The organism is Pseudomonas ogarae, assembly GCF_014268695.2.
Taxonomy (GTDB): Bacteria; Pseudomonadota; Gammaproteobacteria; order Pseudomonadales; family Pseudomonadaceae; genus Aquipseudomonas; species Aquipseudomonas kilonensis.
On the sequence record NZ_CP077086.1, the window covers coordinates 3,229,554 to 3,251,394 of the forward strand.

The 21,841-nt window shown below is 59.8% G+C and carries 22 protein-coding genes; 14 read left to right on the forward strand and 8 right to left on the reverse strand.

Annotated features, from left to right (window positions below):
• Positions 1 to 62: 62 nt before the first annotated feature.
• Together fnr and HU749_RS14055 are read right to left on the reverse strand one after the other, a co-directional pair.
• A complete protein-coding gene (gene fnr, locus HU749_RS14050) occupies positions 63 to 815 on the reverse strand; it encodes a fumarate/nitrate reduction transcriptional regulator Fnr (protein WP_046062243.1) in 753 nt (250 codons plus the stop codon).
• A 95-nt stretch (positions 816 to 910) separates the two neighbouring features.
• Positions 911 to 1,924 carry a DMT family transporter gene (locus HU749_RS14055; protein ID WP_095962239.1) on the reverse strand — a complete coding sequence of 338 codons (1,014 nt, stop codon included), beginning with the start codon at positions 1,922 to 1,924 and terminating at the stop codon, positions 911 to 913.
• Between the two features lie 93 nt (positions 1,925 to 2,017).
• Here HU749_RS14055 and HU749_RS14060 point away from each other — a divergent pair, with 93 nt between their 5' ends.
• Positions 2,018 to 2,959 carry a LysR substrate-binding domain-containing protein gene (locus HU749_RS14060; protein ID WP_095962238.1) on the forward strand — a complete coding sequence of 314 codons (942 nt, stop codon included), beginning with the start codon at positions 2,018 to 2,020 and terminating at the stop codon, positions 2,957 to 2,959.
• A 44-nt stretch (positions 2,960 to 3,003) separates the two neighbouring features.
• On the opposite strand, the gene HU749_RS14065 is transcribed toward HU749_RS14060, so the two are convergent.
• Positions 3,004 to 4,347, reverse strand: coding sequence for an OprD family porin (locus HU749_RS14065; RefSeq protein WP_186650757.1), 1,344 nt, complete (start codon positions 4,345 to 4,347; stop codon positions 3,004 to 3,006).
• Positions 4,348 to 4,558: 211 nt separating this feature from the next.
• Between HU749_RS14065 and HU749_RS14070 the strand changes: the two genes are divergently transcribed.
• The 8 genes from HU749_RS14070 (at position 4,559) to HU749_RS14105 (ending at position 12,780) form a co-directional block, all read left to right on the forward strand.
• Positions 4,559 to 4,681: a hypothetical protein gene (locus HU749_RS14070; RefSeq protein WP_437127837.1), complete on the forward strand. Its 123-nt coding sequence runs from the start codon at positions 4,559 to 4,561 to the stop codon at positions 4,679 to 4,681.
• Positions 4,682 to 4,770: 89 nt separating this feature from the next.
• A complete protein-coding gene (locus HU749_RS14075; RefSeq protein ID WP_046062252.1) occupies positions 4,771 to 5,502 on the forward strand; it encodes a GntR family transcriptional regulator in 732 nt (243 codons plus the stop codon).
• 122 nt (positions 5,503 to 5,624) lie between these two features.
• The gene (locus HU749_RS14080) at positions 5,625 to 6,914 is read left to right on the forward strand and encodes an MFS transporter (protein WP_186650755.1); all 1,290 of its coding nucleotides are present in this window, start codon (positions 5,625 to 5,627) and stop codon (positions 6,912 to 6,914) included.
• Between the two features lie 28 nt (positions 6,915 to 6,942).
• Entirely contained in the window at positions 6,943 to 7,773 is an 831-nt protein-coding gene (locus tag HU749_RS14085; RefSeq protein ID WP_186650753.1) for an amidohydrolase family protein, read from the forward strand.
• Positions 7,774 to 7,859: 86 nt separating this feature from the next.
• Positions 7,860 to 10,043 (forward strand): PAS domain-containing sensor histidine kinase, encoded by a 2,184-nt coding sequence (locus HU749_RS14090; RefSeq protein WP_186650751.1) that lies wholly within the window; start codon positions 7,860 to 7,862, stop codon positions 10,041 to 10,043.
• Positions 10,040 to 10,441, forward strand: coding sequence for a response regulator (locus tag HU749_RS14095; protein WP_186650749.1), 402 nt, complete (start codon positions 10,040 to 10,042; stop codon positions 10,439 to 10,441). The genes HU749_RS14090 and HU749_RS14095 overlap by 4 nt, the downstream gene beginning before the upstream one ends.
• A gap of 391 nt (positions 10,442 to 10,832) precedes the next feature.
• Positions 10,833 to 11,276 carry an HIT family protein gene (locus HU749_RS14100; RefSeq protein ID WP_079301880.1) on the forward strand — a complete coding sequence of 148 codons (444 nt, stop codon included), beginning with the start codon at positions 10,833 to 10,835 and terminating at the stop codon, positions 11,274 to 11,276.
• A gap of 322 nt (positions 11,277 to 11,598) precedes the next feature.
• A complete protein-coding gene (locus HU749_RS14105) occupies positions 11,599 to 12,780 on the forward strand; it encodes a (R)-mandelonitrile lyase (protein ID WP_186650747.1) in 1,182 nt (393 codons plus the stop codon).
• Here the strand turns inward: HU749_RS14105 and HU749_RS14110 are convergent.
• Positions 12,768 to 13,661, reverse strand: coding sequence for a LysR family transcriptional regulator (locus tag HU749_RS14110; RefSeq protein WP_186650745.1), 894 nt, complete (start codon positions 13,659 to 13,661; stop codon positions 12,768 to 12,770). The genes HU749_RS14105 and HU749_RS14110 overlap by 13 nt on opposite strands.
• Before the next feature lie 470 nt (positions 13,662 to 14,131).
• Here HU749_RS14110 and HU749_RS14115 point away from each other — a divergent pair, with 470 nt between their 5' ends.
• Both HU749_RS14115 and HU749_RS14120 read left to right on the forward strand, forming a co-directional pair.
• A complete protein-coding gene (locus HU749_RS14115; RefSeq protein ID WP_095962231.1) occupies positions 14,132 to 14,473 on the forward strand; it encodes a DUF6124 family protein in 342 nt (113 codons plus the stop codon).
• A gap of 197 nt (positions 14,474 to 14,670) precedes the next feature.
• On the forward strand, positions 14,671 to 15,057 hold the full coding sequence (locus HU749_RS14120; RefSeq protein WP_186650742.1) for a hypothetical protein: 387 nt from the start codon (positions 14,671 to 14,673) through the stop codon (positions 15,055 to 15,057).
• Between the two features lie 161 nt (positions 15,058 to 15,218).
• Here HU749_RS14120 and HU749_RS14125 read toward each other — a convergent pair whose 3' ends face one another.
• Together HU749_RS14125 and HU749_RS14130 are read right to left on the reverse strand one after the other, a co-directional pair.
• Complete coding sequence (locus HU749_RS14125; protein ID WP_186650740.1) at positions 15,219 to 15,881, reverse strand: SMI1/KNR4 family protein; 663 nt, start codon at positions 15,879 to 15,881, stop codon at positions 15,219 to 15,221.
• A gap of 252 nt (positions 15,882 to 16,133) precedes the next feature.
• Positions 16,134 to 17,993 (reverse strand): ABC transporter ATP-binding protein, encoded by a 1,860-nt coding sequence (locus tag HU749_RS14130; RefSeq protein WP_186650738.1) that lies wholly within the window; start codon positions 17,991 to 17,993, stop codon positions 16,134 to 16,136.
• Positions 17,994 to 18,164: 171 nt separating this feature from the next.
• Here HU749_RS14130 and HU749_RS14135 point away from each other — a divergent pair, with 171 nt between their 5' ends.
• The 3 genes from HU749_RS14135 to HU749_RS14145 all read left to right on the forward strand — a co-directional run bounded on the left by HU749_RS14135 (position 18,165) and on the right by HU749_RS14145 (position 19,874).
• Positions 18,165 to 18,467 carry an ArsR/SmtB family transcription factor gene (locus tag HU749_RS14135; RefSeq protein WP_186650736.1) on the forward strand — a complete coding sequence of 101 codons (303 nt, stop codon included), beginning with the start codon at positions 18,165 to 18,167 and terminating at the stop codon, positions 18,465 to 18,467.
• 64 nt (positions 18,468 to 18,531) lie between these two features.
• Positions 18,532 to 19,506, forward strand: coding sequence for a zinc-dependent alcohol dehydrogenase family protein (locus tag HU749_RS14140; protein WP_186650734.1), 975 nt, complete (start codon positions 18,532 to 18,534; stop codon positions 19,504 to 19,506).
• Between the two features lie 41 nt (positions 19,507 to 19,547).
• Positions 19,548 to 19,874, forward strand: coding sequence for an antibiotic biosynthesis monooxygenase family protein (locus tag HU749_RS14145; RefSeq protein ID WP_027912269.1), 327 nt, complete (start codon positions 19,548 to 19,550; stop codon positions 19,872 to 19,874).
• A gap of 6 nt (positions 19,875 to 19,880) precedes the next feature.
• Here the strand turns inward: HU749_RS14145 and HU749_RS14150 are convergent, their stop codons facing one another.
• Both HU749_RS14150 and HU749_RS14155 read right to left on the reverse strand, forming a co-directional pair.
• Positions 19,881 to 20,840: a hypothetical protein gene (locus HU749_RS14150; RefSeq protein ID WP_186650732.1), complete on the reverse strand. Its 960-nt coding sequence runs from the start codon at positions 20,838 to 20,840 to the stop codon at positions 19,881 to 19,883.
• Between the two features lie 114 nt (positions 20,841 to 20,954).
• Positions 20,955 to 21,839, reverse strand: coding sequence for a LysR family transcriptional regulator (locus HU749_RS14155; RefSeq protein ID WP_095962229.1), 885 nt, complete (start codon positions 21,837 to 21,839; stop codon positions 20,955 to 20,957).
• Between the last annotated feature and the right edge of the window lie 2 nt (positions 21,840 to 21,841).

Sequence of the window (21,841 nt, forward strand, 5' to 3'; positions counted from 1 at the left end):
GCGATACATTCAACATTGAGGTAGGCTGACTGACGTAGATCAGATGTCACGCGGGGCAGGCATCACAACTCTGCATGACGATGGCAACCGGCGACCTTTTGCCTGAGGCCGGGCAAATCCAGGATTGTGACATTGCGCCCATGCATGTCCACCAGTTCCTCCTGGCGCAGGTGGGCGATGCCCCGGCAGATGGTTTCCAGGCGCAGGCCCAGGTAGGAGCCGATGGCTTCGCGGCTCATGCGCAGCACGAATTCCCTGGAGGAATAACCGCGCATGTTGAGCCGCTGGGAGAGGTTCAATAGGAACGCCGCCAGGCGTTCGTCGGCGTTCATGTTGCCGAGCATCAACAGCATGCTGTGGTCGCGCACGATTTCCTGGCTCAGGAGTTTGTTCAGGTTGTGTTGCAACGACGGCAAGTCGTGGGCCAGTTTTTCCAGGAGGTTGAAAGGCAGCGGGCAGACTTCGCTGTCTTCCAGGGCAATGGCATTACAGGCGTAATGATCGGTACTGATAGCGTCCAGGCCAAGCATTTCGCCTTGCATCTGGAAACCGGTGACCTGTTCGCGACCGTCTACCGAAAGGACGCTGGTCTTGAAGAAACCCAATCTCACGGCATACAACGAGCGCAATGGGTCGCCGGTGCGATACAGCGCTGTGCCTTTCTTGACCTTCACCCGCTGGGCGATCAGCGTGTCGAGGCGCTCGACTTCACCGCCCGTCAGGCCAATGGGCAAGCACAGTTCAAGCACGCTGCAGTTCGAACACGCAGCCTTGAGGGAGTGCACGTGTAGAAGTCGGGCTTCGGGCTCGGGCACAGGGATTAACTCCTTTGGGTGAACCAAGCATAGAAGAACTATCCTGTCGCGCCTGTTTTTTGTCGGCTAAAGCCATACCCTCGGTCGATTCGTCGTTAAGTGCGAAAGTGCTTCACTTTGTGCGGCTCAGTCATGCATGACCCGGCAACAGAGGCATTTCTATCAGGGACAGTGGACGTCAGAATGATACGAACTGCCATCACCACCCCCACCAGCACGCCAGCAAGACCTGACGCTTCTAGAAGCGTTGGCAACCGGTGATGAAACAACAAGCCCAGTAGTGTGGCAAATAGTGATTCCAGGGCTATCAACTGCCCGGAAAGCACCATGGGAAGGCGACGGGACGCCGCGTTCCACGCCCAGGCCCCGATGACTGACGACATCAGCGCAATGACAAGACCCCACGCGTACAGGTGTCCCGCCAGGGAAACACTGAAACCCAGGCTTGGCAGCTTGAGAAGGTCAAATGCTTGCGCCGCCGGTAACAAGCACAAGGTGCCGATCCCTGCGCCGACCATCATGAGGCCGGTCCAGGCCCCCGAAGCGCTGACCGATAGGTTGACCAAGGCGCCCTGGTTCAACCAACTGAATATGAGCCACAAGAGCACCGCACCGATCGAGAAAAACAAGCCCGTCAACCATGAACCGTCGTCGCTCAGGGGCTGCTGGATGCTGCTGATGTTCGACAGCACTAGCCCTCCCGTTAAAAAAACCAGCGGTATCGCCAGCCTTCGCCATGGGAGGGTTTTGTGGGTGGCGTTGCCGAGCAGTGCCTGCAACACCGGCACCATGCCAATAAACGCCGGGGTCAGTACCGGCCCGGCAAACATGACGCCTGCGGCAATACAACTGCTGTAACCGAGGTACCCGATGACCCCCAGGCTGGCGCCAAGTAGCAGTTGGCTGCGACGCATACGCCGAAGCTGGGTTCGATAGCCCATCACGACAGCCACACCCAGCGCCCCGGCGATCAGGAACCGTATGATCATCAAATCGTGGATCGTGTAGGCACCGACGACGTAAGGCGCAATGAAATTCAACGCCCAGCTCAGCGTCGCGACGACGGCAAGGCTCACGCCGGCGAGGGGGTTCGAGTAGGCATTGGGCATTCATGCATATCCTTAAGGCATTGAGCTCATGTTGCACAGCGTCGCAGCTATGCTACAAACGAGTTCTCGGCCTTGGATGTATTACCTCTGATTATGAATACCCTTGGAAAAACATTGCCGCCGCTTGCCAGCTTGTTGCCCTTCGAAGCGGCTGCGCGCCTGGAGAGTTTTTCCAAGGCCGCCGAGGAACTGCACATCACCCAAGCGGCGATCAGTCGGCAGATCCGTGGGCTCGAAGAGGACTTGGGGCTGAAACTTTTCTGCCGTCGTAACCGCGCCGTTTTCCTGACCCAGCAAGGGCGTGAGTTGGGACGTGTGGTGAGTAACGCGTTGCAAAGTATCAGTGCCAGTGCTGTCAGCCTTCGTCAATCGCCAGGTAAAAACCGCGTCGTTTTGCTGTGCCAATTATGCGAAGCGTTCTACTGGTTGATGCCGCGGCTCTCGACGTTCCACCAGCGATACCCGGAAATCGAGATCCAGGTGGCCACATCTACCGGGCCGCTGACTGAGTTCAATGAGCATTTTGACGTGGCCCTGCAAAGCACAGGACGGCCCAGCGGCGTCCATGGCTTGATGTTTACCGCCGCTGATGAAGTGTTTCCCGTATGCAGTCCTCATTACCTGCGTACCCAGGAAGTGTTGCAAGTCCGTGACCTGAAGTCCCACACCCTTTTGCACTATCACGCTACGCCGCCTCATTGGATGCAGTGGGGTGCCTGGTTCCAGGCGTTTGGACAGTCGTTCGACAACTTTTCCGAGGGCTCGGTGTTCGATAGCTACCCCTTGATGCTCCAGGCGGCGGTCGAGGGGCATGGCATCGCGTTGGGGTGGCGGCGCACCGCCCAAGGGTTGCTTGAGAGCGGTGCGTTGGTGAGGCCTTGCGCAGAAAGCGTCCCTTTGCCTGATGCGATATCGGTATTCAGCCGGCCGGGCGGGGAAGGTCGGGTTGAGGTAAGCGCGCTGCTCGACTGGCTTGAAGGTGAATTGGGAAGTGATCGCCAGGCCGGCTTCGGTCAGTCGCGGTTAAACCGTTGAAGCCGCCATGACGGATAAAGTATTGGGTATCCGTTGTGGCAGGGTCAGAACGGCCCCAGCTTGAGGGGGTACTGGATGACGATATACAGCCGGTCGATGTCATCGCCGCCCCGGCTGCTGTTGGCGCGATGGGTGACATGGGACAGTTGCAGCGACAGGTCCTTGGCCGGGCCTGACTGCACGATGTAGTGCAGGTCCAGGTCGCGCTCCCAATGGCGTCCGCCGGCGCCTTGTTGCGGACTGTAAGTGCCGGTGTCGCTATCGAACGGGTTGTAGGCACCGCCTCGGGGGGCATGGCTGCCGTCTATCCCGCGTCCAGTCACATAGCGGGCCATGAAGCTCAGGCCGGGGATGCCCAAGGTGCCCAGGTCAAGGTCGTAGCGCGCTTGCCACGAGCGCTCGCCGGGGCCGTTGAAGTCCGCATATTTGATCGAGTTGGCCAGGTAGATGGAGTCGCCGCCGACGAAATCGAAGGGCGTGTCGCCGTTGATTTTCTGATAGGCCAGGGTGAACGCCTGGGCACTGAGCCGGTACTTGCCGCTCAGGCTATAGGCTGTGGTGTCGATGGCCCCGGCAATGGCCTTGCCATCGTCGCGGGTGTGGTACAGGTTGCCGTCGAGGAACAGTTCGCCAAGGGTGGTATGCAGGTTGGCATAGTACTGGCGCCAGGCATCGCTCAGTTCGGAGGCGTAGAGCGCGCCGCCCAGGGCTTGGCCAGTGAGCAGGTCGGCGCCGATGAAGTCGATGGCGCCGTGGCGCGTCGTCGCCCCATACCCGGAAAAATCACCCTTGCTGGTCGAGGCGTCCTGATTCTTGAACGCACTGAAGTGGCCCGCCTGCAGGTCGATCCCTTCGAACTCGCGGCTGGAGAGCAGCAGGCCGCTGGCGTATTCGGGTTGCAGGCGCTTGTCTGCGGTGTCGAATACCGGGCTCTGCACGGTCATTTCGCCGACCGCCAGGGTGGTGCGTGAGGTGTTGAATTTCAGCGCGCCGCCCGCACTGGAGTAGTGGTCCTCGCTTCGCCCGTTCTCATCCAGCGGCAATAATCCCGTTCCGGAATGCCCCTTGCCGCCGTCCAGTTTCAACCCCACGAACGCGTGGGCATCGATGCCTACGCCGATCGTGCCGGGGGTGAAGCCGGACTCGAACGAGGCGATGAAGCCCTGGGCCCATTCCTGTTTGTAGCTTTTGCCTGCCGGGGTCGGGGTGCGATAGTCATTGTTGAGGTAGAAGTTGCGGCTGAGGACTTGCAGCGTTGCCCCGTCGAGAAAGCCAGGCGTGCTTTGCGCGAGTTCCGCTGCCATCGCCGGTGCGGCGCTGCCGGTGAGCAGGGCAAGCAGCCAGAGCGGTTTCAGGGCGGTGGTTGAGTGGTGTGGTGCATGAGCCATGAAAAAATCCGTGTCAGTGGGAAATGCCTGGCGCACCGCACGGTGGGCTAGCTGCTTCCCGCTTGAGAAAACAGGTCTGGGCAGAGGGCTTCATTCTTGGGCGCGGGGCGCGAGCGTGCGAGTTAAACGTTGTTAATTGCGTTCAGGTGCAGCACCGGACGCTGCACTCACTCAGCACATGGCTGCAAGTTCTCCGGTGTGAGGCGAGTGCATGATGACCTTCGCCAGCGGCCAGTCGCCGGTGCCCGATGTCGATGCCGACCTGAAGCCTGGGCATACGCCTGACAGCGCCGCGTACTCTTTTACCTCCCAAGACCAGAGCATCTGTTTATGAGGGACCTGGTGCTTGACAGCCTCCGAGCCCGGGTAAATACTCGCGCCCATATTCATATATATGACTAGATAACAAGGTGAATAAGGTCGATGAAATCTCTCTCCAGTGATGCCCGCCTGCCGCTTTATCAACAATTGCGCGACCAATTGGCTGAACAGATTGCCAATAACCGCTGGCGTCCGGGGGAGGCGATTCCTACTGAGGCGGTACTCTCGGCCGAATACCAGTTGTCTACCGGCACGGTGCGCAAGGCCATCGATGCGTTGGTCAGCGAGGGCGTTCTGGAGCGCCAGCAGGGCCGCGGCACCTTCATTCGCCGGCCGCAATTTCAATCGTCGCTGTTCCGGTTTTTCCGCTTTCAAAGCGCTTCAGGCGAACGCCGGGTTCCCGAGAGCCGGATCCTGTCCGTGGAACCGGTGGCCGCGCCTTCTGCGGTGGCCCAGGCGCTGGGGTTGCCGGCGGATGCGCCGGTGATTCGCATCGTGCGGGTGCGTCTGCTGGATGTAGCGCCGGTGCTCGCCGAAGAAATCTGGCTGCCCCGCAACCGTTTCCAACCCTTGCTCGAGATCGACCTGAGTCAAAAAGGACCACTGCTTTATCCCATCTATGAAGAAACCTGCGGTCAGGTGGTCGCCTATGCCGAAGAAACCCTCACCGCCGAATCGGTGAACGAGGTGTACGCGCGGCTGCTGCAGGTGCCGGTCAACAGCCCGGTGGTGGTGATCGAGCGTCTGGCGCGGGACTACGCCGGCAACCCCCTTGAGTGGCGACGCTCACGCGGGCACGCCGAGCATTTCCGCTACCGCGTGGAAATCCGCTGACCTCACCTGGCTAGCGGCGAGTCGGTCGCCGCAGCCCTTATCGTTTTGTTTGTCATGACTGGCCCTGCAGCGGCGCGGTTCGCTCTCGGCTGCCTTTCGTTCCCCCTATAAGGATAAAAATCATGTTCAGTTGGTATCGCCAAGTCACTGCGCGGGAGCGCAAAACGTTTTGGGCCTGCTTCGGCGGATGGTCGCTCGACGCGCTGGAAGTACAGATGTTCGGCCTGGCGATACCGGCGTTGATCGCCGCGTTCGCCCTGACCAAGGGTGATGCCGGGCTGGTCAGCGGTGTGACCCTGGTCACTTCGGCCATTGGCGGTTGGGTCGGCGGGACGCTGTCGGACCGTTACGGGCGGGTGCGCACGCTGCAGTGGATGATCTTGTGGTTTTCGTTCTTTACCTTCCTGTCGGCGTTCGTCACCGGTTTCCACCAATTGTTGATTGTCAAGGCGTTGCAGGGCTTCGGGATCGGCGGGGAGTGGGCGGCTGGTGCGGTATTGATGGCCGAGACCATCAACCCCAAGTACCGCGGCAAGGTCATGGGCACGGTACAAAGCGCCTGGGCGGTGGGTTGGGGGCTGGCGGTCGGCGTCTTCACGCTGATCTACTCCCTTGTGCCGCAAGACATGGCCTGGCGGGTGATGTTCGTCGTGGGGCTGCTGCCGTCGTTCCTGATCATTTGGGTGCGGCGCAACGTTGAAGAGCCCGACAGTTTCCAGCGCCTGAAAAAAGAAAACGTCATCCCGCAAAGCTTCTTCAAATCCCTGAGCGGTATCTTTCGTCCTGAGCTGATCCGCGTGACCTTGTTTGGCGGGTTGCTGGGGCTGGGGGCACACGGTGGTTACCACGCGGTGATGACCTGGCTGCCGACCTTCCTCAAGACCGAGCGCAACCTGTCGGTACTCAACTCCGGCGGTTACCTGGCGGTGATCATCTTCGCTTTCTGGTGCGGCTGCGTGGTCAGTGGCTTGTTGATCGATCGTATCGGACGTCGCAAGAACATCGTGCTATTCGCGCTGTGCTGCGTGGTGACCGTGCAGTGTTATGTGTTCCTGCCGTTGAGCAACACCCAGATGCTGTTCCTGGGTTTCCCGCTCGGCTTCTTCGCGGCGGGCATTCCGGCGAGCCTCGGGGCGTTTTTCAACGAGCTTTACCCGGCGGATGTCCGCGGCGCCGGCGTGGGGTTCTGCTACAACTTCGGCCGGGTGCTTTCGGCGGTGTTCCCGTTCCTGGTTGGGCACATGAGTGACTCCATGTCCCTGGGCTCGGCCATTGGCATCGACGCCGGGATTGCCTACGGCGTGGCGGTGATCGCGGCGCTGTGCCTGCCGGAAACCCGCGGCCGTAGCCTGGAAGCCACTGCTGCATCGGCGCCTGCGGTGGAGAGTGACGGCCAGGGCGCCCGAGCCTGATTTTCCTTATTGTCGATAGATGAGACCCATGGCTGATACCTGTACCAAGCCGATGACCGGCATTGACTGCCACGCCCACGTGTTCAGTCGCAAGCTGGAGCTGGCCGCTGTCCGGCGCTACACACCCGACTATGACGCCACGCTCGACCAGTACCTGAGCCACTTGCACGCCCATGGCTTGAGCCATGGCGTGCTGGTGCAGCCGAGTTTTCTTGGCACGGATAACCGCTACTTGCTGGCCGCGCTGCGGCAGGCGCCAGCGCAATTGCGCGGGGTCGTGGTGGTGGCGCGAGATATCAGCCGCGCCGAGCTGGATGACATGGCCCGGTTGGGCGTGGTCGGTGTTCGCTTGAACCTGATGGGCAAAGCCTTGCCTGACTTTAGCGACGTAGCCTGGAACGGTTTCTTGGGGCACCTCGCAGAACTGGGTTGGCATGTCGAGTTGCACGCCAACCTGATGGACTTACCGGGGCTGATTGATCAGCTGTTGCCATTTGGCATCCCATTGGTGGTCGATCACTTCGGTCGCCCGGATGCGCGTTTGGGCCTCGATCAACCTGGCTTTGCCCAATTGATGGAGTTGGGGCAGGGCGGGCACCTGTGGATGAAGGTGTCCGGCATCTATCGATTGGGCGCAACGGCGCCGCAGAATCTTGAGTTCGCCCGCGCCTCGTTGACGTTGCTGGAACACAGCTTTGGCCCCGAGCGCTTGGTATGGGGCAGCGACTGGCCGCACACGCAGCATGAAGAACATGTCGGTTTCGAAACGGTCATGGGGCAGTTGCACGCATTGGAATGTTCGGCGTCGCTGATGCGTGCGTTATTGGTCCAGGCACCCCAGGCCTTATTCAGGTTTTGAGGCGCGCGGCCTGTGACGTCAAGTTTTCCTGAACTCGCCCAGTGAATAGGGATCTAGACTCCATTCAGGCGGTTTGAGGATGACTGATGTCGAACATTGAAGAGCTACCCATGGAAGCGCGTGCGCCAAGCGAGTACGAGAGCTTGATCGCGATGGGGACGAGCGCACTCGATGCCATTCCCGGTGCGGTGTACCTCTGTGATCGCCAGGGGTGGCTCGTCAGGTACAACAGTGAGGCGGCCGAGCTGTGGGGAAGGGCGCCGGCACTTGGAGAGAACGGTGATCGTTTCTGCGGCGCCCATCGACTGTTCCTGACCGACGGTACGCCGCTGGCATTCGAACACTGCCCGACAGCCTCGGCACTCAATACCGGCATTGCCTCGCGCAATCAGGAAGTACTCATCCAGCGCCCGGATGGCTCGCGGTTCGTGGCGCTGATGAATATCCGCGCCCTCAGGGATCGGCGGGGCGCTATTCAAGGGGTGATCAACTGTTTCCAGGACGTCTCCGCGCACCACGCCATGGCCGAAGAGCTTCGGCGCAAGAGCGCCGACCTGGAAGACTTTTTCGAAAACAGCGCGGTGGGCCTGCATATCGTCAGCGGCGAAGGCATCATCCTGCGCGCCAACAAGGCAGAGCTGACGCTGCTGGGCTATTCGGCCGACGAGTACATTGGCCGCCACATCACCGAATTTCACGTCGACGAGCCGGTCATTGGCGACATTCTCACCAAGCTGGGCAGCGGCGACTGTCTGGAAAGCTATCCGGCGCGACTGAGGGCCAAGGATGGCTCGATCAAACATGTCACGATCACTTCGAATGGCCGGTTCGAGGACGGAAAACTCTTCAATACACGCTGCTTCACCCTCGACAGTAGCCGCGTCCATGCAGCCGAGGCGGCGCGCCAGGACAGCGATGACCGGCTTTCGGCGACCTACGAGGCGGCGACCATCGGTATTGCCGAGGCCGGCGTCGACGGTCGCTTGCTCCGCGTCAACGATGCCCTGTGCAACATGCTGGGGCGCTCGCGGGAAGAGCTCCTGTCGATGACATTCCTGGACTATACCCACCCCGATTGCATCCCGCAGGACGCGGGGTTGTACGCCCGCCAGGTGGCCGGTGAACTTGATAACTACGTGCTTCGCAAACGCGCCTTGAAGCCCGATGGCGAGGTCGTTTACCTCGACATCCACAGTTCCTCGGTGAGGGACGCCAGCGGTACGTTTCGGTATGGCGTGCGAGTGCTGCAGGACGTCACGCTGGCGCGGCGGATGGAAAACCAGGTCCGCGAAAGCGAACGGCACATGCGCAATCTTCTCGAGGCGTTGCCTGCCGCGGTGTACACCACTGACGCCGATGGCCGCATCACCTTCTACAATCGCGCCGCTGTCGAACTGTCCGGGCGCACCCCTCGGCTGGGCGACCAGTGGTGCGTGACCTGGAAACTGTTCAACACGGACGGCAGTTTCCTGCCCCACGACCAATGCCCGATGGCGGTGGCCCTGAAGGAAAACCGGCCGATTCGCGGCGTCGAGGCCGTTGCAGAGCGGCCGGACGGTAGCCGTGTTCCGTTCACGCCTTATCCCACGCCTTTGCATGATGCCGATGGAAACCTGGTGGGCGCCATCAACATGCTGGTCGACATCTCCGAGCGAAAGCAGGCGGAATATCGACAGAAGACGCTGATCGATGAACTCAATCACCGGGTCAAGAACACCCTGGCCACGGTGCAATCGCTGGCAGCCCAGACGGCGCGCAATGCCGAGGATGCGAAAGACGGCTACAGGCGTTTCGAGGCAAGACTCCTGGCGTTGTCGCGGGCACACGATCTCTTGACGAAACGGCATTGGGGGCAGACGCCGCTCGACACCCTGGCCCACGAAGTGCTGATGCCGGTGTTTGGGCATGAGCCTGGTCGCTTCGTGATTGAAGGCCCTTCTGTGGACGTCGGTACTCGCGTGGCGCTCAACCTTACGATGACCCTCAATGAATTGGCGATCAACGCGCTGAAATATGGCTCGATGTCGGTCGAGACCGGGACGCTTGCAGTCACTTGGCACCTGCAAGCCCAGGCGGACGGAACGTTGCTGACCCTCGACTGGCGCGAACAAGGAGGGCCTCCGGTGTCACCACCGGAACGGGAAGGGCTCGGTTCACGCTTGATGCAGCGCTGCATCGAGCGCGACTTGGCCGGCAAGTTCGACCTCACCTACGCTGCGCAAGGCGTTTGCTGCCGCTTTTCGTTCCTGATAGGGGTGACCGGGGCATGACCCCCTTTGCGGGCGTCAGGGTGCTGGTCGTCGAGGACGAAGGCGCGATTGCCCTGTTGATCGAAGAGATGCTGGAGGAGTGCGGATGCGAAGTGGTAGCGTCGGTCGCCCGGCTCGCTGCTGCATGTGAAGTCGCAGGCTCGGCGCAGGTTGACCTGGCGATCCTGGACGTCAACCTGGCTGGCGAGCGGGTGTTCCCGGTGGCCGAGATTCTTCAGGGTCGCAAGATTCCCTTCCTGTTCAGCACCGGATACGGCGCCAGCGGACTGCCGGCCGAATACGCCGGGTGCCCGGTCCTGCACAAGCCGTTTTCGCAAAGTGAGTTGCAGCAGAAAATTGCCGTTACGCTGAAGGAGGCCCGCGAAAGCGGCTTGGCTGCCAGCACCGATGTCGACTGACCCGCCGCTATCGCGAGCAGGCTCGCTCCCACAATGGGGTAGCGGTGGACTGTAAGTGGGTAATCACCACAAGTCCCCTGTGGGAGCGGGCTTGCTCGCGAAAGCGGTGGGTCAATCAACTACGATGCCGACAGGTCCGCCGCCTTCGCGAGCAAGCCCGCTCCCACAATGGATCGGCGGTGGGCTGTGATTGAGTGACCTCCACAAATCCCCTTGTGGGAGCGAGCCTGCTCGCGATGGCGGCCCGACATTCAGCACCGATCCCCACTGATCCAACACCCTCCCCAGTAAGCCCCGTCCCGGTGTTCAAGCAGACCTCGACAAGACGTTGTCCCTGGACTGTGCTAAATCTCTTACCGGCAACCAACCTCCCAAACTTCAAGGAGTGATCATGAGTCTCCACGGTCATTACGATCCGCAGAACATCTTTGCGCTGATCCTTCGCGGCGATGCGCCGTGCTACAAGATTTACGAAGACGCCGATGTGTTGGCCTTCCTGGATCTCTTTCCTCAATCGCGCGGCCATGTCCTGGTCATCCCCAAAGCCTCCCAGGCGCGAAATATCCTTGAGGTCGAGCCTGCCGTCCTGGGCGCGATGATGTCTGCCGTGCAGCGCCTGACGCGGATCATCGTGGACGAGTTGCAGCCGGACGGGGTCCAGGTCGCGCAGTTCAATGGTGCTGTGGCCGGGCAAACGGTCTATCACATTCACATGCACATCATCCCTCGCTGGGAAGGTGAGGCGCCAGGCGTGCATGGCAGGGGCAAGGCCGATCCCGGGGAGCTGGAAGCACTCCAGGCGCGTCTGGTCGAGCGCATTCGTTCAGAGGCCTGACGCCGGGCAGAGCAAGCTCCCGGGGGATTTCGGATGGATAGGACAATGGCGGTTGTCCCGGCTTCCAGTGTGGGAGCGAGCTTGCTCGCGATAGCGGCAATACATCCAACATTGATGCTAACTGAGGATGCGCCGAATTTCCCGAGCCGGGCCGCCGTGATTCACCTGTCTCTGGACGGATCACAGGCAGTGCGATTGGTCGAGATCAAGTAAATCGGATTTATGCGATTACGATATAAGTGCTATGTAATTGGCATGGTTTATCGATTAATGCGGCACGGGTAATTTGTTTCTCTACGATATCAATCGAGAGGAAAGCCAAATGACTCTGCGTTCAACCGGTAGCCTTTGTTTTGCGCTATGCGCGGCGGCGCCTTTTGCCGGCGCCGCCAGTACAGAAAGCACCAGCGAGTCGCGGACTTCGCAACAGATCAGCCGAGCCGGCAGCCAGGCTTCAGTCGCAGGCCCGGCGGACTATTTCACAGGGCGCGTGCGGGTCGATCCTCTGTTCCCGGCAACCCATGAAATCAATGCCGCCGGCGCCTACGTCAGCTTCGAACCGGGCGCGCGTTCGGCCTGGCATACCCATCCCGCCGGACAGCGTTTGGTGGTGATTTCCGGTGTCGGTCTGACGCAGGAATGGGGCAAACCTGTGCAGCAGATCCTCCCGGGCGATGTGATCGTCTGCCCGCCTGGCGTCAAGCACTGGCATGGTGCCGCGCCGACGAGCGCCATGACCCACCTGGCCGTGACTGGCACGGTGGAGGGCAAAAACGTGGAGTGGCTGGAGAAGGTCAGCGAAGAACAATACAGCGCCGCTGGAGTGTCGACGCCATCGGCCAAGCCGGATGCCGTGGCGGTTTCGCAAACCCTATCGACCAAGCAGCAAGCCATCCCGCTGATTGCCGCCGCCATGGCGACGAGCAACATGCCTGGCCTCAATACCGCCCTGAATCAAGGGCTGGATGCCGGCCTCACCGTCAGCGAGGCGAAGGAAATCCTGGTGCAGCTTTACGCCTACAGCGGCTTTCCCCGCAGCCTCAACGCCCTCGGCGAATTGATGAAAGTGGTGGAGGCGCGCAAGCAACGCGGCGTCCAGGACGACCCGGGGCGCGATCCCGCGCGCCTGATTCCTACCGGCGATGCGCTGCTGGCGGCGGGCAAGGCCAATCAGACGCGCATTGCCGGTGCGCCCGTCCAAGGGCCGTTGTTCGACTTCGTCCCGGTCATCAACCAGTACTTGCAGGCGCACCTGTTCGGCGACATTTTCGAGCGTGACAACCTGGACTGGCAAAGCCGTGAGCTGGCGACCGTCGCCGCGCTGGCGGTCACCCCCGGCGTGGAATCACAACTGCGCTCGCACATGGCCGCCAGCCTGCGAGTCGGCCTGAGCGCTTCGCAACTGCGGCAACTGATCCAGCTACTGGGCGAGCAGGGTGATGCCGCCGCGGCCAAGCGCGCCGCCGAAGCATTGGACACCGTCCAGGCCAGTCAACCCTCGTAGCGCAAGGCTTCGCGCAGCAGCGTGAAGGCCGGTGAACTTTGGCGGCGACTGGGATAGTAGAGGTGGTAGCCGGAAAACGGCTCGCACCAATCTTCCAGCACCCGAATCAACCGGCCTTGCGCGACGGCGTCCTGCACCAGGTCCTCCGGCATGAAGGCCAGCCCCAAGCCTTGCAGCGCGGCCTCCAGGCGCATCGCGATGGTGTTGAACACCAACTGGCCTTCCACCCGGACTTTCAGTTCCTGTCCGTTTTTCTCGAACTCCCAGACATAAAGGCCGCCATGGGTCGGCATGCGGAGGTTGATGCAATTGTGCGTCGTGAGATCGTCAGGAATGACTGGCTTGGCATGCCGGGCGAAATACGCGGGCGAGCCCACTACCGCCATGCGCATGTCAGGGCCGATGCGCAGGGCAATCATGTCCTTGGCCACCTGTGGGCCCAGCCGCACACCGGCGTCGAAACCCTCCGCGACGATGTCGGTAAAGCCATAGTCGACGATGATTTCGATGTTGAGGTCGGGATGATCAGGTAGCAGCCTGGCGAGAACGGATTGCAGGATGGTGATTGCGGAGTGCTCGCCCGCGGTGATGCGCAATTTACCCGCCGGCTTATCGCGAAACTCACTGAGCATCGCCATCTCGTTATCGATCTCTTCGAAGCGCGGCGCGACCACCCGCAGCAGGTGTTCACCGGCTTCGGTCGGGGCAACACTTCGAGTGGTTCGCGAGAGCAGCCTGACCCCCAGCCGCTCCTCCAACTGACGCATCGCCCGGCTCAGCGCCGGTTGCGACATGCCCAGCTTGGCCGCTGCGCGGGTGAAGCTGCGCTCTTGGGCGACGGCGGCGAAGATGGCGAGTTGGTCGTAGCGTTCGGTGGTCATTGATCCGTCTCTGGTATGAGCAGGGAGGGATTATGGCATCTGCCGGATTAATTGGCTGAGCCATGGTTGTGGTCTTCCAATCACATCGCACCCGTCGCGCAGCGCAGCGTTTCGGTGGTGGAAGGGTTGTACGAGCTTCTCGTAGGAATCGACGGAGCGAATATTGCCCATTGACTTGCAGGACATTTCCTAGAAAATTCCAGTCCCTTGCGCCTGCTGATTTCGGTGCCTAGTCTTTGTCCACCGCTGCCAATTCAGCGGTCGGGTTTAGTCGCTCGGTATTTCGTTAGGCGCAAGGTCCCCTTGAAGTCAGGCTACGGTTTTCTCGCTGATTTTATGGTGGCTGTGCGCAGGGCACTTTAGGGTGCGCCGGTTTCCTAACGTCCCGGTCGACTAACCTGCGCACAGCCGCCACCCCACTTCGTTTAGTCGCGAACAGTGGCGGATCCGACTGACGTTAGGAGGTCCATATGGACAAACTCATCCCCGACCCACCCGTTCCACCGCTGCACCTGGACATCGCGGCCGACGCCAACGCCGAACGTGTCATCGATTCCTATCTGAACCCCAAACCCGCCCAGCCCGACAAGAAGCCACCTCCGGACCAGCTATTCACCGTCGTGGAGGGCGTCGATGTTGAAAGCCTGTTGGCCAACCTCAGCGAAACGTTAGCCTCCGCCAATGCCATGGCCAACGATTTAGCGTTCGATCTGGAGGATTCTCGACGGCATGTTGCACTAGGGCTGCAGCAGTTGATCGAGCTGGGTCAGCTATTGGCAAACCGGGCGCTGGATGTCATCGACCCTAGATAAGCGTCCGGTGGATTAGATTCCATTTTTCCCAAGATGGATCGGGTCGGAAGCGAAGGGCTGCTTCCGACCCAAAGCGGACATTGCCTGTAGCTGAAGTTGACCGACCATGAATCCGTATTGCAGCATGGAATTGACGTGTGGCAGCGCTGTGCGGCTACTCTGTAAGCGCTACCTTCGCACCTAACCGGAAGAAGCTCATGATCATGGTGTTACCGAAGATCGAATTCAAGGAACTGTCGGTGAAAGCGGAAGCAGACGGTTTAACGCTGAGTGATCTTGTCCCTATTTGCGAAAGGTTCGGCGTTGCACCGCATGATGTGCTGAACGAGCTGTCCGTCGCGGTTGCGGAAGGCTATCTACAAGGATCTCTGCTCTATGATTTTTGCGACGGCGTTATGAACGGGATCATAAATGCTGTGGTTGAAGTAGGTATGACTAATGACATGCCTCAGCCCGCTTTCTCGCTTTACCAGGCATTCGATCAAGGTGAATGGTTCCGCAGTAACGACCCACCGGAAACTGATCCCAGTGAGAAATACACGAAGCCGGTGGTCGAGGAAATAATGCGTACCCTTAGAGACTAGCTTTCACCGATCGAGAGGTTTTCGCTCTTTGGCTGGAAGGTAGTGGATCGAACGATGCTTTTGGTCGATTGCTGTCTATTGGGACGGGCAAAAACCCAAAGCGAGTATTGGCAAGTGGTGAGTGTTGGCCGGCACTGGCTCGGTTCCTAGTGGAGACACATTCAGCGCATCCAAGCACGAAGAGCTTCGAACTCGGTTGGGTTCGGATGGCGTAGTCGGGCGGCTAACGATTCCTCTTCTTCTTGAGAGATGAAGGCTTTGACAATTTTCGAGATGCCTCGAGGGCCAGCCTGGTAATTCATGGCGACACACTGTCGACTAAACAGGGCCTCAAGAAGCGCATAGTCTGCGGGTAGTAAAACCGTTTCGATCAATGCCACTTCACTTTTCAGTGCGATATTGAAGTCCATTCGAGGCGGTAGCCAAGATAAGTCCGTAGCGACGCGTACGTATTCCCTTGTCACGAACGATGAGATATCGGCATGGGCAAGTGGAGATGGCTGAGCAAAATGAAGTACCTGAGCAATCCCCGAAGTCCCGTTTTCCAATCGAACCAGGCAGTAAGGCTCACCGCCGCCTGTAGCCGCAAAGGGAAGAAAGGTTCGACCTTGCTGGTCATCAGGGTTAAGCCACTCATTGATTTCTCGTTCTGCTTCTTCGGCATCGAGCCAGTGAAAATCTACAAGGCTACTCAGTACAGCCTTTGAAGGGGGGGTATGCGCTATTCGCATGAGTGCTGCGAGGCGTTCTGGAAATTCAATGTCAATTCTGTGTGCAAGATCTTGAAAGGCTTCGACGACTGCAACAGCTTGTCCATAATTCAAAGTAGGAGAATCTCCATATCTGATAGCAGCGCAATCGAAGTCTGGATTTTAAAGCAACGCCCTCGATTTCCAGGCTTGACCTGCTGTTCATGTGAACCGCTATTGTCAGGCGCTCGCAGGATCCTACAAAGCTACAGCTAGAGGCGCAAGCACCCTAAATCCACTGACCGCTTTTGGCCGAAAGCTGCCCGTTGTGAAGGACAGCTGACGACCCAAAACACCCACCTGCAGATCACCCCAGGCCCTTCACGCTTAGACCTGATCCATAGCCTCAGTCACCCACCGATCCTCACCCAGGAACCCACCACTCTGGTGGTGCCACAGCCGCGCATAGATGCCGTTCCTGGCGAGCAATTCAGCGTGGGTACCCTGTTCAATAATGCGCCCATCATCCATGACAATCAGTCGATCCATCGCCGCAATCGTCGACAGCCGATGGGCGATGGCGATGACGGTCTTGCCCTGCATCATTTCATCGAGGCTTTCCTGGATGGCCACTTCGACTTCCGAATCCAGGGCGCTGGTCGCCTCGTCGAGGAGCAGGATCGGGGCGTTCTTGAGCATCACACGAGCAATCGCGATGCGCTGGCGCTGGCCGCCCGACAGCTTGATGCCGCGCTCGCCCACCAAGGTGTCGTAGCCGCTGTGACCCTGGCGGTCGCTCAGTTGGCTGATGAACTCATCGGCCTGGGCATTGGCCGCGGCACGGCGGATTTGCGCGTCGCTTGCATCGGGTCGGCCGTAGGCGATGTTGTCGCGAATGGAGCGGTGGAGCAGGGACGTATCCTGGGTGACCATGCCGATGGCGCTGCGCAGGCTGTCTTGCGTCACGTGGGCAATGTCCTGCCCGTCAATGCGGATCTGCCCGCTGTCGACGTCATAGAAGCGCAGCAGCAAGTTGATGAGCGTGGATTTGCCCGCGCCGGAACGGCCTACCAGGCCGATTTTCTCGCCCGGACGAATGTTCAGGCTCAAGCCATCGAGCACCTGGCGTTCACCGTTGTAGTTGAAGCTCACATTGTCGAAGGTGACCGCTCCGCCGGAGGTCACCAGTACACCCGCGTCCGGCGCGTCCTGCACCTTGGGGCCGCGGGTCAGGGTGGCCATGCCGTCCTGCACGGTGCCGATGCTCTCGAACAGCGAGGTCATTTGCCACATGATCCAATGCGACATGCCGTTGATACGCAACGCCATGGCGGTAATCGCCGCCACTGCGCCGGCGCCGACTTCGCCCTGGTGCCACAGCCAAAGGGCATAACCGCCTGCGGCCATGATCAACCCCACCACCAACGCCTGGTTGACGATCTCGAACTGGCTGACCAGGCGCATCTGGCGAAAGCCGGTCTGCTTGAAATCCTCCATGGCCGCGCGCGCGAAGTGCGCTTCACGATTGGAATGGGAGAACAGCTTCACGGTGGTGATGTTGGTGTAGGCGTCCGAGATCCGTCCGGTCATCGAGGAGCGCGCATGGGCCTGTTCCTGTCCGACTTTCCCCAAGCGGGGCACGAAGTAGAGCATGGCCAGCCCGAACAACACGATCCAGGCAAGGAACGGCAGCATCAGTTTCAGGGCGAAGCCGCCGGCCAATGCGATGATCGCAATGAAATACACGCCGATCCCGGGTGCGATCTCGATCAGGGTGAACAGCACGTCGCGCACGGCCAGCGCAGTCTGCATCACCTTGGTGGTGACCCGGCCGGAGAACTCATCGGAAAAAAACGACAGGCTTTGCCGCAGCATCAGGCGGTGGAAGTCCCAACGCAGCCGCAACGGCAGATTGATCGCCAATATCTGGTGCTGAACCATGGTGCGCAACGCCACCAGCCCGATGCTTGCCACCATGACGATGCCCATGCCCCATAGCACGCGACTTTCCTGCGCCGCCGCCTCACCACCGGCTTGCCAGGTCGAGAGCAGATCCACGACCTGACCGAGGAAAGAAAACAGCCAGGCTTCGTAGATCGACACACCGGCGCTGAGCAGCGCAAACGCAAGGATGTAGCCGCGGGCGCCCCGTGTGCACGCCCAAAGAAACCGCGCCAGGCCTTCGGGGGGCGGCGGTACCTCGTCGGGTGGGAAGGGGTCGAGTCTTTGTTCAAACACGCGAAGCATGGTGGTCTCCAAAACGATCAATTAAGGAGATTCTGCCATTTAAAGGTAGCTTTGAGGGTTCTGTGGAGTGGTGGGTATGGTTCTATTGGCATGCTGCTCAAGATATTGGGTTGCCGGGAGGGGAGCTAAGCTACGTATTGACATATCGAAAAATCTCGATATTCTCGAGGCATGGAATTGATCGAAATATTCAAAGCACTCTCAAACCCTACACGCCTGGAAATCTTGAAAGGCTTGAAGGATCCCGCAAAGAACTTCCCTCCACAGGATGAAGGTGACGTTCTCACGGTGGGAGTCTGCGTCAGCAGTATTCAAGAAGGTATCGGACTGTCGCAGTCAACGGTGTCTGGTTACCTTGCAACGCTGCAACGAGTGGGCTTGGTCGAAGTCCGGCGTATCGGTCAGTGGACCTACTACAAGCGCAATGAAGCAACCATCCGCGCGCTTGCCGAGGTCATAGGGAAAGAGCTGTAGTTTTTTTTACCGTAATATATCGAGATATCTCGATATTCCTTTTTGTAGATTCGAGGATTTTACGATGAAAGCAATGGTACTTGAATCATTCGGCGGGTCGGGATCGTTCGAACTCCGCGATGTGCCCAAGCCCGTACCGCACACCGGACAAGTCTTGGTCCGAGTGCACGCAACCTCCATCAATCCGTTGGATTACCAGGTTCGACGCGGCGACTATCCCGACCTGGTGCAACTGCCGGCCATTACCGGACACGATGTATCGGGTGTTGTCGAAGAAGTTGGGCCAGGCGTGACAGCCTTCGCTCCAGGAGACGAAGTCTGGTACACCCCGCAAATATTTGAAGGACCAGGCAGCTATGCCGAGTACCACGTTGCTGCCGAAAGCATCATTGGGAAGAAGCCGCCGTCGCTAAACCATCTAGAGGCGGCGAGCCTGAGCTTGGTTGGCGGGACGGTATGGGAAGCGCTGATCGTGCGTGCGGCGCTCAGAGTGGGGGAAAGCATTCTGATCCACGGCGGCGCGGGAGGCGTCGGTCATGTGGCGATCCAGGTGGCAAAAGCCATGGGGGCAAGGGTGTTCACGACCGTGCGTGAGTCAAACGCTGGGTTCGTGCGAAGCCTGGGAGCCGATGTGGTCATCGACTATGAAAAGGAGGATTACGTCGACGTCATCATGCGGGAAACGGGTGGTCGCGGCGTTGATGTTGTGTTCGACACCATCGGCGGCAATACCTTGTCGCGCAGCCCCGACGCGCTGGCACAGCTTGGCCGCGTTGTCTCGATCGTGGACATTGCACAGCCACAAAACCTTGTCCAGGCCTGGGGCAAGAACGCGAGTTATCACTTCGTTTTCACAAGGCAGAACCGCGGCAAGCTCGATGAGTTGAGCGCATTGGTCGCGCGAGGTCAGCTGCGGCCACATGTTGGCGCTGTCTATTCGCTTGCCGACATTGCACTTGCCCATGCCCGGCTGGAGAGTCCCAACAACGGCGTTCAAGGAAAAATCGCGATCGCAGTCGAGCCATCGCTCATCGCGTAAGTGCGCACTTTTAACCGTTCAAGTCATGTTCGAGGAACGCCATGATTTATGAGATCGCTCTGCTCCCCATTCACAAAGAACGCATTGAAATGTTCAGGCGTGCATTTGCCGAGGTTGCTCCTTTGCTCACCCGCGCAAAGGGTTACTGCGGTCACCTGCTAGCGCAAGGGATTGAATCCCCCCAACAATTCAACCTGATCGTGCGATGGCAATCGCTCGAGGATCACACGCCGGGTTTCGAAGAGAGTGAAGACCATCGGATGTTCATGATGGGCTTGGAGGACTATTTTTCGGAAGAACCGAGGGTCTACCATATTGACGGGACAGCTTCCTGCTCACCGTTTCTGACCGAGCAGTGGTCGAATTGACCGCCCTCAGGGATTGGAACTCATCCGCCCCCGGATCGCCATGCGCAGACAACCCCAGGCGATGAATCCGATGATCAACACCTCGGCCATGCCCACCAGCATGTTGAATGAGAAGGTGAGTGGTTGCTCGGCCCAGTAGAAGGTTGTCGTGCCCGTTCGACCGCCGACACGCAGCCGCCCGGCAAACAGAGCGGGCACCAATGCGATGACACGACTCAGCTCCAATAGTGCCAGGAAAACACCCATTAGAAGGAGCAGGGCGCGTGCGGGCGTGCCGAGTTTTTCGGTGATCGCATGGGCAGGCGTGAGCCCCTTGGCTTTGCGCTGCCTGGCTTCCCTCACCGCCTTACCGCTGGTTGGGGCTGGAGCAGGCCTGTAGGTAGCCTTCTTCACTCCCGCCGTCGAGCCCACCACGACTTCGGTGGGCACTGCCACGTTCAGGTAGTCGGCCAGCTCACGCAACCACAAGTCGGTGCGTTGACTTCCTGGCACCACCGGAACGTTGTCGGTCGTCAGGCGGTGTTCGCTGCCATCGCGCATCACCAGCCACAATTGGGTGTAGGCGGGCTCGGCATCTTGGCGGCGGCGAAGTTCGAGGCATTTGGGGGTATCGATTCTAAACACCGAATGCACACGCTCGCGACGCCCAAAAAAGTTTCGGGTGCGGCGCTTGCCTTCACCGTCGCGTCGCGATAACAGCAAGGTCTCGCGGATGCCGGTGTACACCATCAGGAGGAGGCCGAGTGCAGGAATCAGCAGCAGCCCGAGCACGATCAGCAGTGAAGTCAGCGGATCCAGGTCAGTCAGGGGCGAGCCTTCATCAGAGGTCACAAACACGGCGAACGCCACCGGCAAGATGAAGGCAAGCACGCCTGTCAGCAGCACGAAGGCGCTCTGCACCCGGTTGCGCGAGTGGATGTACAGGTCATCCTGCGCGGTGCGCTCGAACCGATGTCCAAACAACATGCAGACCTCCTGGTGCGCCGCTTTTAGATCGATCAATGGGGCGTACAAGCAGTGGCACGCCGCAGGCCTGGATCGTGTTTTACGCCGCGCAGAATACCTCATGCCCAGACAAAATCACTCCGCGCTCAACTCCCACAACACATCCAGCACATGTTGCGTAGGCCGTTCGATGTCCCGACTGCGGTGGGCAATCCCCAGTTGACGCCACAATAAGGGCTTCAAAGGCCGCATGACGATTCTGTTATCGAGCAATGGCGTGGCCGCCTCATGGGGCAACAACGTCGCACCATAACCCGCCGCCACCAGGCTCTTGATCGCATCGTTGTAGTTCAGTTGAATGCGCGGCGCAGGCTGCTGCCCATCACTGGCGAACCACTCCGCCGTCAAGCGCGAAAGACGCGTGGTGGTGTCGTTCAAAATCAACGGCTGAGCGGACAACCAAGCGGGGGTCACAGCCTCCGGGGACTCCCAGCGAGCTGGCAAGAAGGCCATGACTGGGTCTCGTCGCCACGGCTCGATCCGCAAGCCCTTCACCGGGGACTGCGGCAGTGCGACCAAACCGATCTCCAAGGAGCCCTCGGCAAGTTTCTTCAAGGTTTCCTGGGAGGTGAGCACCGCGACTTGTACATCGATCACGGGGTGGCGTTGGCTCAATGTCTCCAACGCATGCGGCAGCAACTGTGCGATGGCCCCCGTGGAGGCGCCTAGCCGCACACGTCCGGCCAATCCTTGAACCTGACGTTCGACGTCTTCAAGTGCCTGCTCTGCGTCTGCCAATAGGCGCCGTGCGCGTTCCACCAGTGTGTTCCCTATCGCTGAAGGTTGAACGCGGCCACGCGTGCGTGACAACAGCTTGCCGCCCACGCGCGCCTCCAGGTCGGCGATATGCAGACTGACGGTGGGTGGTGCAAGGTGCAGCGCACGGGCCGCTTCGGCAAATGATCCCAGGTCGGCAATCGCTACCAACGTGCGCAGACGGTCCAGGCTGATTTCGCGCATGA

Coding starts and splice junctions, on each gene's coding strand:
- HU749_RS14055 (WP_095962239.1), bottom strand. CDS start 1,924: ATGCCCAATGCCTACTCGAACCCCCTCGCCGGCGTGAGCCTTGCCGTC.
- HU749_RS14060 (WP_095962238.1), top strand. CDS start 2,018: ATGAATACCCTTGGAAAAACATTGCCGCCGCTTGCCAGCTTGTTGCCC.
- HU749_RS14065 (WP_186650757.1), bottom strand. CDS start 4,347: ATGGCTCATGCACCACACCACTCAACCACCGCCCTGAAACCGCTCTGG.
- HU749_RS14070 (WP_437127837.1), top strand. CDS start 4,559: ATGATGACCTTCGCCAGCGGCCAGTCGCCGGTGCCCGATGTCGATGCC.
- HU749_RS14075 (WP_046062252.1), top strand. CDS start 4,771: ATGAAATCTCTCTCCAGTGATGCCCGCCTGCCGCTTTATCAACAATTG.
- HU749_RS14080 (WP_186650755.1), top strand. CDS start 5,625: ATGTTCAGTTGGTATCGCCAAGTCACTGCGCGGGAGCGCAAAACGTTT.
- HU749_RS14085 (WP_186650753.1), top strand. CDS start 6,943: ATGGCTGATACCTGTACCAAGCCGATGACCGGCATTGACTGCCACGCC.
- HU749_RS14090 (WP_186650751.1), top strand. CDS start 7,860: ATGTCGAACATTGAAGAGCTACCCATGGAAGCGCGTGCGCCAAGCGAG.
- HU749_RS14095 (WP_186650749.1), top strand. CDS start 10,040: ATGACCCCCTTTGCGGGCGTCAGGGTGCTGGTCGTCGAGGACGAAGGC.
- HU749_RS14100 (WP_079301880.1), top strand. CDS start 10,833: ATGAGTCTCCACGGTCATTACGATCCGCAGAACATCTTTGCGCTGATC.
- HU749_RS14105 (WP_186650747.1), top strand. CDS start 11,599: ATGACTCTGCGTTCAACCGGTAGCCTTTGTTTTGCGCTATGCGCGGCG.
- HU749_RS14110 (WP_186650745.1), bottom strand. CDS start 13,661: ATGACCACCGAACGCTACGACCAACTCGCCATCTTCGCCGCCGTCGCC.
- HU749_RS14115 (WP_095962231.1), top strand. CDS start 14,132: ATGGACAAACTCATCCCCGACCCACCCGTTCCACCGCTGCACCTGGAC.
- HU749_RS14120 (WP_186650742.1), top strand. CDS start 14,671: ATGATCATGGTGTTACCGAAGATCGAATTCAAGGAACTGTCGGTGAAA.
- HU749_RS14130 (WP_186650738.1), bottom strand. CDS start 17,993: ATGCTTCGCGTGTTTGAACAAAGACTCGACCCCTTCCCACCCGACGAG.
- HU749_RS14135 (WP_186650736.1), top strand. CDS start 18,165: ATGGAATTGATCGAAATATTCAAAGCACTCTCAAACCCTACACGCCTG.
- HU749_RS14140 (WP_186650734.1), top strand. CDS start 18,532: ATGAAAGCAATGGTACTTGAATCATTCGGCGGGTCGGGATCGTTCGAA.
- HU749_RS14145 (WP_027912269.1), top strand. CDS start 19,548: ATGATTTATGAGATCGCTCTGCTCCCCATTCACAAAGAACGCATTGAA.
- HU749_RS14150 (WP_186650732.1), bottom strand. CDS start 20,840: ATGTTGTTTGGACATCGGTTCGAGCGCACCGCGCAGGATGACCTGTAC.
- HU749_RS14155 (WP_095962229.1), bottom strand. CDS start 21,839: ATGCGCGAAATCAGCCTGGACCGTCTGCGCACGTTGGTAGCGATTGCC.